A 12,095-nucleotide genomic window follows, 5' to 3' on the forward strand; every position below is an offset into this window, starting at 1 on the left:
GGTGAGCTGCGTGTCGGGGGCGGGGCTGGTCAGGGTGAAGCCGGCCTGGTCCTCGGTGCGGTGGGCGAAGGTGTCCGCGTAGCGCGCGGTCACCTGGTCGTCGCTCAGGGCCTTCGAGTAGACGGCGGCGTTGGCGACCGAGCCGGTGGCGTTGAACTGGGGCTTGCCGGTCGAGTTGGTGTCGGCGCCGACGAAGAACTGGCGGGCGGAGTCCTTGGGGGCCGAGATGGCCTTGCCCTTCGCGGGAGACTCGGCGACCTTCTTGCCGTTGAGGTAGAGGGAGACGGTGTCGCCGTCCCAGACGCCGACCGCGTGGTACCAGACGCCCTGCTCGATGTCGACGCCGGCCCCGTAGTACTTCCCGTCGACGTTGACCATCATCTTGAGGGTCTTGCCGTAGGCGGTCAGCGAGTAGCCGCCGGCGTCCTTGGCCCCGCAGAGGTTGCCGGAGCCCTCGTCGCTGCCCTCGGGCAGCGCGGCGTCGAAGCGGATCGTGCACTCCATGGTGAGCGACGTCGCGGTCTTGTCGTAGGCGTCGGCGAAGTCGTAGCCGATCGCGTTGGTGCCGTCGAAGGCGGCGACGTCGCGACCCAGCGCGTGGTCGGCGGAGACCTTCGGTGCCTCGCCGAAGGCGGTGGCCTTCCGGCCGGTGGCGTCGTCGGTGTTCCCGCGGGAGGGGTCGACGTCCAGGACGTCCGGCGTGGGCGCCTCGGCCTGCGCCTTCGGCAGCGGTGCGCGGGCGGCCTGCTTCGCGCTGTCGCCGTCGGCGGGGACCGGCTGCGCGGGCGCCTCGACCGACGGTCCCGTGCCGAGCGGTCCGGTCGGCAGCGGCGTCGAGGAGGCCATCGCGGGGCAGAGCCCCAGGGAGAGCGTCGCGGCGAGGGTGAAGGTCGTGGCGCGCCATGGCGTCGAGGTCATGGGGACTCCTTGAGGAGGTGATGGGGAGAGGGACCGCGACGGACGCTAGGGAGCCCCGGCGACGGGGGCATGACCTGCCGGCGACGTGATCGGGGCCGCGCGGAGGCTCGCCGGTGGCGCGCGGGCGAACCCGAGGAATCATGAACGGACCTGCGACGACGTGACCTCGCGTGACCTGTGGGAGCGCTCCCAACCCGCGCGCCGGTGAACACGGATGTCAGCTTGAGGAAGGACGGGTGACGATCCGGAGGGAAGCGGACACGGGTGGCCGGGGAGCGGTCGGAGGCGTGATCAGCGCCGCCGTGCGGATGCTCGCTCTCCCTCTTCGTAGGTGAGGTCCGAGACCGCCTCGCTCAACCGCATGCGGATGTTGCCGGCGACTTCGTGGCGCGAGAGGCTCGGGGGCCAGGTGTCGAGGTCGTCGCCCTCCCACCGCGGCACGACGTGCATGTGCAGGTGCGGCACCGACTGACCCGAGGCGGGACCGCTCGCGTTCAGGACGTTGACCCCGTCTGCCCCGAGGCCTGAGGACATTGCGCGGGCGATGCGCTGGACGAGGTCGGACACGGCGTGCAGGGCTCGCGGGGAGGCGTCATGGACGCCCACGCAGTGCTCCGTCGGGATCACGAGCGTGTGCCCGGGGGCGAGAGAGCTGTCGGGCAGGGGGAGCAGCGCGGCGGCGTCTGCCCCGTCCTCCCGGGTCACCCAGACGGCGTCGGGGTCGGCGAGGAGGGAGCAGAAGAGACAGCCGGCCGGGTCCATATCGGGAGACTGTCATCGGGGGCGGGTGCTGTCACCCGGTTTCCTGCTCATCGCCAGCGCGGCTCCGCGGTCCCGTACTCGGCGATGGGGGCGGTCAGAGGGGCGCCGACGAGGCGCAGAGGGACGGGCACGGTGCGGACCCTTCCGTATGCGGTGCTCTGCTCGACCGTCGTGACAGGGGAGGGCGCATCCGGCTCGGTCGCGGTGGACGGCGGGGCCGCCTGCGCAACTGCCTCCATCGCCCCGGACGTCGCCGCCCCACGCCCCATCAGCTCGCGCGCGGCGCCGAGCAGGTGCGCGCGGACCAGGCCTCCGCGCCCGTCGGCCAGCAGGTCGATGATGCCGGCGGCGAGCACGTTCCCGGTCGCGTGGTCGAGGGCCTGGACGGGCAGCGCGCCGGGTGTCCCCGCAGGTCGCGGGCGAGGTCGGGGACGGCCGGCGCGGGCGTCGCTCTCTCCGTGCGGGCCGACGGGGGCCTCCTGCGCTCCCCCGCTCGCATACGCCTCGGCGATGCCGGTCGCGGCCTGCACGATCGAGTCGAAGCCTGCGCGCTCTCCCCACGGGCCGACCTCGCCCCACGCGGAGAGCGACCCGATCACGAGGTGGGCGTAGCGCTCGCGCAGGTCATCGGGCGCGAGGCCGAAGCGGGCGAGGGCACCGGGGCGGTACCCGAGCACCACGACGTCGGCGCGCGCGAGAAGCGCTTCGAGGACGGGCCGTGAGGTCGCGAGGTCGAGCGCCGTCGAGCGCTTGCCCATGCCGCCGGCGAGGAAGGCGTCGCGCAGCTCGGGCCGACGGGGCGGGTCGATGCGCAGCACGTCCGCGCCCAAACAGGCCAGGAGCTGGGTGGCCATGGGGCCGGCGACGACGCGCGTGAGGTCCAGGACACGCAGCCCGTCCAGCGGCAGCGGGGCCAACGGGCCGGGCACGGGGGCGCGTCCGACGGGCGGATCGGCGCCTCGCTCCCCCGCGTCGATCTGCCGCCACGGCACCTCGGCCATCGCTCGGGCCTGCGGGTGCGCCTGCCACTGGCCCGCGGTGCGGACCGTGGTGGCGATGCCGCCCTCTTCGAGAATCCGCCGGACCGCGAGGTCCGCGGGAAGATGTCCGATCGCCTCCGCCGCGCCGGCACGGTCCTCGACGGCGAGCGCACGACGGATCGCCGCCTGGTGGTGCGGATAGTTGCCGTGCAGGCGGATCCAGCCGTCATCGGCCGCGAAGAAGCCCGAGAGCTCGCCCCAGGCCTCGACCGGCACGCCGTCCACGCGCAGGTGGTCGATCGCCGCGAACGAGCCCCCGACCAGGGAGGGCGTGGTGTCGATGCGCACGTCGAGACCGCGGGCGCGGGCGACCCTGACGGCGGCGGAGACCACCTGCCCGACGGCGTCCATCGCGAGGGCGGAGACGTCGAGCGGACCGGTCCATGCCGGGATCGCGGGAGTGCCCATGCCGAGAGCCTCGCACATCCCTCCTCCCTCGGCCGCGGAAATCGCTCGCCCATGCCCGGGGCGCCTGGAAGGCTCACGGCATGGACGATGCGAGCATCCGGCACCCCTCCGACGCCTCCGAGGACCCGAGCTCGCGTCTGCGGCGCTCGGAGTCCTGGCAGGCCCGGACCCTGGCCCACGTGGAGGCCGCTCTGCCGGGCGCCGAGGTCACGGTGCACGGGTCCGCGAGGGATCCCGCCGACCTGGACCCCTGGAGCGACCTGGACGTGCGCATCGTGCTCGACGCCCCGGTCGATGTGGAAGCCGTGCTCGGGGCTCCGATCTGGGCCTTCCAGCACTCCCGGACGGATGGTCGGACGGTGGTGCGGACGGTGGTGCGGACGGTCCTGGTCGACGGCCGCGCCGTGGACCTCTCGGTCGACGGAGGCCCCGTCGTGCTGCCGGAGACGGCGCCGGACGGCGCGATCCGCTTCGACGCGGCCCTGGCCGCGTCCCGGTTCGGGCGCGGCAGCGAGCTCATCGGTCTGCACCTCACGCTGGGCATCGTGCGCGAGACCCTCGTCCAGGGCATGCTCCTGGCGGATCGCCGCGAGGGCACGGACCACCACCGCTTCGCCATGGCCCAGGATGCTCGCGCCCGAGAGACGCTCGCGGTCGTCGACGGGCCGCTGACCCCGCGGACGGCGCTCGCGGCGTACCTGCAGTACGGGCGCTGGAGACGAGAGCTCGACCCCTCCTACCGCCCCGATGCCACGGGACTCGAGGCGCTCATCCGACGTGGGAACGGCGGCCGCATCGGCTGACGCAGAACCAGCGGGCCGGCCGGGTGGACGACGACCGCCGCGCGGGCGCGCACTCGCGAGGTGCTCCCACTGAGGCCGCACGCGCCTTGTCATCCAGGCCCGTCCGACCGTGCTTGGATCGGGGGATGCGACTGTGGAGCCTGCACCCCTCACTCCTGGACCGCGCCGCGCTCGTCGCCGGCTGGCGGGAGGCGCTGCTCGCGCAGAAGGTGCTGGCGGGAGGCACCACGGGGTACACCCGCCACCCGCAGCTCACGCGCTTCCGTGCGCACCCCGAGCCGCTCGCGGCGATCGGCGCCTACCTGGTGGGGCTTCGCGAGGAGGCGACGGCGCGCGGCTACCGCTTCGACGCCACGCGGATCCTGCAGCCCGGCGATCCGTCGGCCCTCTGCGCGTCCGCGCCGATCCCCGTCACCACCGGCCAGCTCGAGTACGAGCTCGCCCATCTGCGTCGCAAGTGCGAGGAGCGCTCACCGCAGTGGCTCGAGCATCTTCCCGGGCCCGGCGACGTGCCCGACGCTCATCCGCTGCTGACTGCCGTGCCGGGGGATGTGGAGGATTGGGAGGTGAGGTGAGGACGCCGCTCCCGCCCACGGCCTCCGTGCAGCTCCAGGCCGGTGCCATGCTGGAACCATGTCCCCGCAGCCCAACTCCCTGCAGCTGATCACCCTCGGCCACGGCACCCTCTCGCGCGAGGAGCTCGCCGACCTGCTCACGGGCGCGGGCATCGAACGGCTCGTGGACGTGCGCCGGTTCCCCGGCAGCCGCGCGAACGAGGCCGCCGCGAAGGGCTCGGTCCCGGAGATCTGCGCGGAGCAGGGGATCGCCTACCGATGGGAGGAGCGCCTGGGCGGCAGGCGCCGTCTCACGAAGGACCAGGACGCGGACTCGCCGGACACCTGGTGGAGGGTCGCCGCCTTCCGCGCCTACGCCGCGTGGACCCGCACCCCGGAGTTCCGCGCCGGTGCCGATGAACTGCTCGGGGACTGCCGCGCGGCCCGCACGGCGATCATGTGCTCCGAAGCGGTGTGGTGGCGATGTCACCGCCGGATCATCGCCGACGTGATGGAGCTTGAGCATCGCGTCGAGGTCCTGGACCTCATGCACGACGGCACGCTGCGTCCGCACGAGCCCAGCGAGGGCGCCCGACTGGATGCGCAGGGCCACGTGGTGTGGGACGGGGCCGAGGTCTGACTCCCCGCTCAGCAGATGCACTGGACCCACCGGCGACCATGTGGTGCGATCACTCGATGAACCTGCAGGAGCTGCGGTCAGGGACGACCGGCGACGACCAGCTGATCGACGACGTCCATGCCGTGGCTGCCCACTACGGGGTGGCGGATGCGGACATCACCCTGCCGGCCGCACAGGGCCAGGTGAATCTGACGGTCTTCCTCGGGCGCGACCTGGTGCTACGGCTCCCGCGCACCGAGCGTGCGGAGGCACTGATGACCAAGGAGGCCGAGGCCATCGGCCTGGCCGAGTCCGCCGGGGTGCCCACGCCGGCGCTCATCGACCTCGATGCGAGCCGTCGCATCGGAAGCGTTCCGTATGAGGTGCTCGAGCGAGTCGACGGCGTCACGCTGGCCTCGTGCTGGTCGGACGCCCCACGCCGCGCCCGTGCGCTCGGAGCTCTGGGAGAGGTGCTGCACGCCCTGCACGAGGTGAAGTCCTCGCAGTTCACGCACAGGACCGATGCGATCCCGGCGCCCTACTCCTTCTCGCCGTCCGAGGTGCTCGACGACCTGGTGGCAGCAGGTGAGATCGGGGGCCAGCAGCGCGCATGGCTCCTCGAGCAGTTCGACGCCCTGCGGCCCGAGGGCCCCTCCCAGGACGATCCTGTTCTCGTGCATCGTGACGTGAATCCGTCGAACGTGATGGTCGCGGGCGACGGAACCACCATCGCCCTCGTGGACTGGGGCTGCGCCGAATGGGGCAATCCGGCGCGCGATCTCGTGGGAGTGCCGATCGGTGCCCTGCCGGCGCTGCTCTCCGGCTATTGCTCGGCAGCGGGTGACCCACCGTCGGACGACGGGTCGACTCTAGAGCGCGACGCCCTCTGGTACCGCCTCTACCTGGCACTGGCGAGGCTGCTGAAGTCTCCGCCCGCGGCGGGCGCGGGGCCGGGCGCGCAGGACTGGGCGGCACCGCGCACCGCGACTCTGCTCGACCTCTTCGCGTTCGTCGCCGGTGAGGGGGCGAAGTCGTGGCCGACGAAGCTCCGTGGGCTGTCGCAGTGCTAGGCGGTGCCCCACACGGGCCTACGCTGTCCGCATGCATCTGGAGTGGGAGGCGCTGCTCCCGACGGCCCTGAGGTATCTGCTCGTGCTGGGTGTGCTGCTCGGCGTCGGCGTCACGAGCTCCATCATCGTGCGCTGGCGCAGCCGTCCCGACACGCACCGGCGACCGCAGGACCCCGTGCGCAGGCGGATGCCGCTGGTGGGCCCGATCGCAGGACTCCTGATCCTCCTCTTCGGCGCGCTCATCGGCCTGGTCGGGACGACGGAGGACGCCGACCCCGAGAACGGGCGGCAGATGATGATCGCGGGTCCGGCCATGATGCTGCTGGGCCTCATGCTGCTGGTGCTCTACCTCGTGATCTACGTGGAGGCGACGCCCACGGCGTTCACCATGCGCGGCATGTTCGGGCGCACGCGCACGATCTCCTACGAGGACATCGTGTCGATCACCGACAAGAGGTCCTGGGGCGCCCCGGTGGTCGAGATCCGAGGGCGCTCGGGCCAGCGCATCCAGGCGGGCCCGATCCTGTTCGACTGGACCCACTATCAGCGATGGCAGACGGGGCGGCCGCAGTAGGCTCGCGCTCATGAAGGGACAGCGACTCGGAATGCTCAGCCTCCGGCTCGACGCGCTCTACTGCCTCGTCCTCGGCGTCATCGTCGCCGCGGCCTCACCGATCATCGCCCCGGCGACGTCGCTGCCCACCTGGCTCGTCCTCGCTGCGGGCGTCGCGGTGGTGGTGTGGGCGGGAGCGGTCGAGTGGATGCGCTCGAGGCTGCACCTCCGCACGGCGCTGCGGATCGTGATGACCGCGAACGTGGCCGCGACGCTCGCCGTGGCCGCCGTGTCCTTCACGGCCGCAGCAGTCCTCACCGTTCTGGTGATCCTCGCGATCGCGGTCGACGTCGCCGCCTTCGCCGGCAGTCAGGCTCTCGCCCTCGGCAGGCTGCGCACCCGCGCATCCTGATCCGCCCCCTGGCCCTGCGGAGAGTCGGGGTCTCACGCTGACGCTCAGAGCTTCTCCCCGAAGAAGGGGATGACCGCCTTCAGGGCTTCGCCGGCACCGTGCGGCTGGTCGTAGAGGTCGTAGTGCGAAGCACCCGGGACCTCGAGGATCTGCTTGTCGGTGGAGGCGGCAAGATCGAAGAGGGTGTGGCCGTCCGTGAAGGCGCCGAACGCGCCCTGCTTGTCCTCGTCGCCGACCACGACGAGCAGCGGCTGGTCCAGCAGCTGGTCGGCGAGGTCGAAGGCGTCCCAGCCCAGAGCGGTGGTGCCGTGGGCGGCCTCGAAGAGGACGCAGCCATGCTCGGCCTGCCCGCGCTCGGTGCGGTAGTAGTCGAAGGCCTCGATGATGTCGATGTCGCCCGTCGCCTGCGCGGCCTCGGCGGTCTCGGGAAGGAAGCCGTTGGTGGCGCTGTCCGCGCCGCGGGCCTCGGCGGTGCGCTGCTGGGAGATCCCGCGCAGGGCCTCGAGGACGCCGCCGTTCTGGGCCGCCATATTGCGCTGCAGGTTGCCGAAGTTCGCGCCGGTGATCGACACGACCGCCCTGAAGCGCTTCTCGGTCTTCGCCGCGGCCCAGGTGTATCCGCCGCCTCCGCAGATCCCGAGGACGCCGATCCGGCCGGCGTCGACGTAGGGCAGGGTCACGGCGAAATCGACGACCCGGCTGAAGTCCTCGACGCGCTGGTTCGGGTCCTCCAGGAAGCGGGGCTCGCCGCCGCTGGCGCCCTGGAAGCTCGCGTCGAAGGCGATGGCGACGTATCCGGCCTCGGCCAGGGCCGGCGCGTAGATGCTGCCCGAGGTCTGCTCCTTGCAGCTGCCGATGGGATGGGCGACCACGATGGTCGGGTAGGACCCGGACTCGTCGAAGTCCGCCGGGACGTGGATGTCGGCGGCGATGTCCCAGTACATGTCGCGGTTGCGGAACGTCGTGTGGCGGACGGTGCCGGTGGCCATGGTTCCTCCTGGTGATCAGAGCGGTTGATCGGGTCGGTTGATCGGAGCGGGCGGGGCGCCCGCGATGGATCCAGCCTCGCAACCCCGGCCGGCCCTCGGCAGTCAGGGATCCTGCCTAGGAACGATCTCTCCCAGGACAGCGGATCGCGGTGCCGCCTACCGTGGCCCCATGGCCGATTCTCCGCAGCTCAAGGCGCTCGGGGACTTCCTGCGCGCGCGGCGCGCGGAGGTCACGCCCGACCGCATCCCCTCGCACGTCGTCGGCGCCTCGACGCGTCGGCGCGTATCCGGCCTGCGACGCGAGGAGGTCGCGCAGCTCGCAGCCGTGAGCACCGACTACTACACCCGCGTCGAGCAGGGGCGCCTCGCCCCGTCGGACCAGGTCTTCGCGACCCTGTGCAGCACGCTCGCGCTCGCCCCTGAGCAGCAGGCGTACGCGGAGGACCTGCTGAACCGTGCCCGCGGGTTCGTCTCCACCGGGGCCGGGCGGGAGGCGGCCCACGACCGGCTCCAGCTGCTCCTGGACCAGCTGGTGGAGCTGCCCGCGCTGGTGCTCGGTCCGCGCATGGACGTCCTGGCGTGGAATGCGCCGGCGGCCGCCCTGATCACGGACTTCTCGCGCCTGTCGACGAAGGACCGCAACTACGTGTCCCTCACGTTCACCGACCCTGCCGTGAAGGCCCTCTACGAGGACTGGAGCGCGATCGCACGGACCTGCGTGGGCATCCTGCGCCGCGAGGCCGCGGAGAACCCCGACGACCCCGAGCTCGCGGCCCTCGTGGGTCGCCTGTCGATCGTGAGCAGCGACTTCCGGCGCTGGTGGGCGGAGCATCGCGTCTCCGAGCAGGACTTCGGAGCGAAGATCATCCTGCACCCGCAGGCGGGACGCATGCGCCTGAACTGGGACTCCTTCACCTATGCCGGCGCGGCGCGCCAGCAGCTCATCCTCTGGTCGGCCGACGCCGGCACCGAGGATGCCCGCGCCCTCGCGTCACTCGTCGAGAATGCGCGGGGGTCTGGGAATGATTGATCGCCCAGGCGCGTGAGAGGCGTCAGAGACCGAAGAGGCGCACCGCATGGTCGGTGAGTGCCACGGTGTCGCGCCCCGTGCAGTTCCTGCGCTGGTACCGCACGCCGTCGATCACCATGCCCTCCTCTGGGTGCGCACTCAGCCAAGACTCGGCGTCGGCGTCCCAGTCCTCCGGGCGGTACTGCCAGTAGACGAGGGTGCGGCCCGTGTCCAGGTCGATGACGGGCTGGCCGATCTCGTCCGGTTCCTCTCCCACCTCGAGATCCAGCACGCGCAGGGCCCGTCGGGTGATCCCGCCGATCGACACAGCGACCAGGTCAGCTCTGATCCCCTCGTGGCAGAGGCTGCTGTACTCCCTGGGACCGGTCCTCACCAGCCGGCGACCGTCGCGCAGGACGCGCCCCCGACTCCTCCCCCAGGCCTCGTCGAATCCATCATCGTCTGGACCCGTGACGTGGCCGTCCATCTCGACGCTCCGGAACTCGGCGGCTGCCGATGACAGGCGCGCCGTGAACTCGACACACCTCTGATCGGACCCGCGTCCATCGGCCGGGAACGTCGACTCGTCGATCCGGATCCGGACGCGACCGGATCCGTCGTCGAACGGCATCACGGGGTGCGAGGTCTCTCGCATCATGGTGACCTGGCCCGACGCCCGGTCGTACCACCTCGCGGCACTCGTCTCCCCTGCGCGCGGAACGACGAACCACCATTGGAGCTCGTCGCAGACCACCTCGTGCTCCGTGGTCTCCTCCAGGACATCGATGTGGACGTCGGGCAGGGTCTCCGGGAAGACGACGGTCGTGGAGGTGTCCATGACGGGACCATAGAGCGGGCGGTCGCGTGCACGCACAGGACTTTTCGCCGTCGTCCGAAATCGGTGCCCCGGAGCAAGCCCGCGAACACCACGACACTGCTGCAGGATGGTCCCCATGGACGTCGAGGAGCTCAACACCGCAGAGGAGCAGTTGTCCTCCCTGCTGCACAAGTGCGAGTCCGTTCTCCAGAGCACCACGCTCAGCCCGTCCCGGCTCTCACTCATGGACAGTCGTGTGCGAGCGCTCCGCACAGCGCTCGAGCTCGTCCGTGAGGAGCGGGAACGGCGTCACGGCTGATGCTCGACGTCGGGCACCCCGCTGGCATATTCGAAGAAGCTCCCTGCTGGACGCTCCGGCGCCGCGTCACCGCGCACCAGCTGCTGATCCTGGTCGAGCAGTACCCGGAGTACGCCGCGTTCCTCGCACCGGAGGGCGTCGAGCGCCTCCGCCGCGCGTTCGACGTGCTGCTGGGTGAGTGGACGGCACAGGCATGATGGCGAGGGCCCGTGGACCCTGCACCGCCGACGCCGCCACGCCTCACCCCAGCTTTCCCACGACCCCCTCGACCGCGGCGAGCACCGACCCGTCGGCGAGCAGCTCCTCGGCGGCGGCGATGTCGGGCGCCAGGAACCGGTCGGGGCCGGGGCCCTCGACCCTCTCTCGCAGCACGGCCATCGCGGCGACGGACGCCCGCGACGGCGCGAGCGGTGCGCGCAGGTCGATCGCGCGGGCGGCCGTGAGCAGCTCGATCGCGAGCACCCGGCGCAGGCAGTCCACGGAGCGGCGCAGCTTGCGGGCGGCGTGCCAGCCCATCGACACGTGGTCCTCCTGCATGGCGGAGGACGGGATCGAGTCGACGCTCGCGGGCACGGCGAGGCGCTTCATCTCCGAGACCAGGGCGGCCTGCGTGTACTGGGCGATCATGAACCCGGAGTCCACGCCGGGGTCGTCGGCCAGGAACGGCGGCAGCCCGTGCGAGCGGGACTTGTCGAGCATGCGGTCGCTGCGGCGCTCGGAGATCGAGGCGAGGTCGGCGGCGACCACGGCCAGGAAGTCCAGCACGTAGGCGACGGGCGCGCCGTGGAAGTTGCCGTTGGAGGTGACCTCGCCGTCGTCCAGCACCACCGGGTTGTCGATCGCGGCGGCGATCTCGCGCTCGGCGACGGTGCGCGCGTGCGCGATCGTGTCCCGGGCCCCACCGGCGACCTGCGGGGCGCAGCGCAGCGAGTAGGCGTCCTGGACGCGCGAGCCCTCTGCCGCGACGTCGGCGATGATCGGCGACCCCTCGAGCAGCGCGAGGATGTTCGCGGCCGACGCGGCCTGCCCCGGATGCGGCCGCAGCGGCATGTGCAGCTCGGGACGGAACACGCTGTCGCGCCCCCGCAGGCCCTGCACCGTGAGCGCGGTGGTGAGGTCGGCGATCTTCACGAGCTCCTCGAGGTCGGCGAGGGCCATGAGAAGCATGCCGAGCATGCCGTCGGTGCCGTTGATGAGCGCCAGCCCCTCCTTCTCCTCGAGCAGCACGGGCTCGATGCCCGCCTCGGCCAGGAGCTCGGGCACGGGGCGCTCGACCCCGTCGGCCCCGCGGGCGCGCCCCTCCCCCATCAGCACGATCGCGCAGTGGGCGAGCGGTGCGAGATCGCCCGAGCAGCCCAGCGAGCCGAACTCGTGGACGATCGGCGTGATGCCCGCGTTCAGCAGCGCGAGCATCGTCTCGAGCACCACCGGGCGCACACCCGTGTGCCCCGTGGCCAGGGTCTTCGCGCGAAGCAGCATGAGCGCGCGCACCACCTCGGGCTCGACCTCGTCACCGGTGCCGGCGGCGTGGGAGCGGATCAGCGAGCGCTGCAGGGCGTGGCGCATGGACGGCTCGATCGACGTGTCCGCGAGCGCGCCGAAGCCGGTGGAGACCCCGTAGACCGGCGCGTGGCCGGGGGCGGCGAGGGCGTCGATGTGGGCGCGCACCCGGGCGACCTCCTCGCGGGCGGAGGGGTCGAGGTCGACGCGGGCTCCGCGGCGGGCGACGGCGAGGACGTCGGCCGGGGCGAGGTCGGAGCTCGCGAGCCGGATCGTCTCGCGGGGGTCGGTCGACGCGGGGGCGTGGGCGGTGCTCATCGGG

The 12,095-nt window shown here is 72.1% G+C and carries 14 protein-coding genes; 8 read left to right on the plus strand and 6 right to left on the minus strand.

Annotation, left to right across the window (positions count from 1 at the left end):
* From MHY49_RS17500 to MHY49_RS17510, 3 genes are all read right to left on the minus strand, one after another.
* Nucleotides 1-918 (minus strand): LamG domain-containing protein (locus MHY49_RS17500; protein ID WP_239206285.1); only part of this gene is annotated, 918 nt, incomplete at its 3' end.
* Between the two features lie 291 nt (nt 919-1,209).
* Nucleotides 1,210-1,680, minus strand: a complete 471-nt coding sequence (locus MHY49_RS17505; protein WP_239206287.1) for an HIT family protein — start codon at nt 1,678-1,680, stop codon at nt 1,210-1,212.
* A gap of 47 nt (nt 1,681-1,727) precedes the next feature.
* A complete protein-coding gene (locus MHY49_RS17510; RefSeq protein WP_239206289.1) occupies nt 1,728-3,128 on the minus strand; it encodes a CoA transferase in 1,401 nt (466 codons plus the stop codon).
* An 80-nt stretch (nt 3,129-3,208) separates the two neighbouring features.
* Here MHY49_RS17510 and MHY49_RS17515 point away from each other — a divergent pair, with 80 nt between their 5' ends.
* The 6 genes from MHY49_RS17515 (at nt 3,209) to MHY49_RS17540 (ending at nt 7,139) form a co-directional block, all read left to right on the plus strand.
* Entirely contained in the window at nt 3,209-3,931 is a 723-nt protein-coding gene (locus tag MHY49_RS17515) for a hypothetical protein (protein ID WP_239206291.1), read from the plus strand.
* 125 nt (nt 3,932-4,056) lie between these two features.
* The gene (locus MHY49_RS17520; protein ID WP_239206293.1) at nt 4,057-4,506 is read left to right on the plus strand and encodes a pyrimidine dimer DNA glycosylase/endonuclease V; all 450 of its coding nucleotides are present in this window, start codon (nt 4,057-4,059) and stop codon (nt 4,504-4,506) included.
* Between the two features lie 58 nt (nt 4,507-4,564).
* Nucleotides 4,565-5,125, plus strand: a complete 561-nt coding sequence (locus MHY49_RS17525; protein ID WP_239206295.1) for a DUF488 family protein — start codon at nt 4,565-4,567, stop codon at nt 5,123-5,125.
* 56 nt (nt 5,126-5,181) lie between these two features.
* Complete coding sequence (locus MHY49_RS17530) at nt 5,182-6,174, plus strand: phosphotransferase family protein (RefSeq protein WP_239206297.1); 993 nt, start codon at nt 5,182-5,184, stop codon at nt 6,172-6,174.
* Nucleotides 6,175-6,205: 31 nt separating this feature from the next.
* The gene (locus MHY49_RS17535) at nt 6,206-6,748 is read left to right on the plus strand and encodes a hypothetical protein (protein ID WP_239206298.1); all 543 of its coding nucleotides are present in this window, start codon (nt 6,206-6,208) and stop codon (nt 6,746-6,748) included.
* 10 nt (nt 6,749-6,758) lie between these two features.
* Nucleotides 6,759-7,139, plus strand: coding sequence for a hypothetical protein (locus tag MHY49_RS17540; RefSeq protein ID WP_239206300.1), 381 nt, complete (start codon nt 6,759-6,761; stop codon nt 7,137-7,139).
* Nucleotides 7,140-7,183: 44 nt separating this feature from the next.
* On the opposite strand, the gene MHY49_RS17545 is transcribed toward MHY49_RS17540, so the two are convergent.
* On the minus strand, nt 7,184-8,128 hold the full coding sequence (locus MHY49_RS17545) for an alpha/beta hydrolase (protein ID WP_239206302.1): 945 nt from the start codon (nt 8,126-8,128) through the stop codon (nt 7,184-7,186).
* A gap of 169 nt (nt 8,129-8,297) precedes the next feature.
* On the opposite strand from MHY49_RS17545, the gene MHY49_RS17550 reads away from it, so the two are divergent.
* Nucleotides 8,298-9,158 carry a helix-turn-helix domain-containing protein gene (locus MHY49_RS17550; protein ID WP_239206304.1) on the plus strand — a complete coding sequence of 287 codons (861 nt, stop codon included), beginning with the start codon at nt 8,298-8,300 and terminating at the stop codon, nt 9,156-9,158.
* 22 nt (nt 9,159-9,180) lie between these two features.
* Here the strand turns inward: MHY49_RS17550 and MHY49_RS17555 are convergent, their stop codons facing one another.
* Nucleotides 9,181-10,200 (minus strand): hypothetical protein, encoded by a 1,020-nt coding sequence (locus MHY49_RS17555; protein ID WP_239206306.1) that lies wholly within the window; start codon nt 10,198-10,200, stop codon nt 9,181-9,183.
* 72 nt (nt 10,201-10,272) lie between these two features.
* On the opposite strand from MHY49_RS17555, the gene MHY49_RS17560 reads away from it, so the two are divergent.
* Nucleotides 10,273-10,470, plus strand: coding sequence for a hypothetical protein (locus tag MHY49_RS17560; protein WP_239206308.1), 198 nt, complete (start codon nt 10,273-10,275; stop codon nt 10,468-10,470).
* 43 nt (nt 10,471-10,513) lie between these two features.
* Here MHY49_RS17560 and hutH read toward each other — a convergent pair whose 3' ends face one another.
* On the minus strand, nt 10,514-12,091 hold the full coding sequence (gene hutH, locus MHY49_RS17565; RefSeq protein WP_239206310.1) for a histidine ammonia-lyase: 1,578 nt from the start codon (nt 12,089-12,091) through the stop codon (nt 10,514-10,516).
* Between the last annotated feature and the right edge of the window lie 4 nt (nt 12,092-12,095).

This window comes from Brachybacterium sp. ACRRE, assembly GCF_022346485.1.
Classification (GTDB): domain Bacteria; phylum Actinomycetota; class Actinomycetes; order Actinomycetales; family Dermabacteraceae; genus Brachybacterium; species Brachybacterium halotolerans.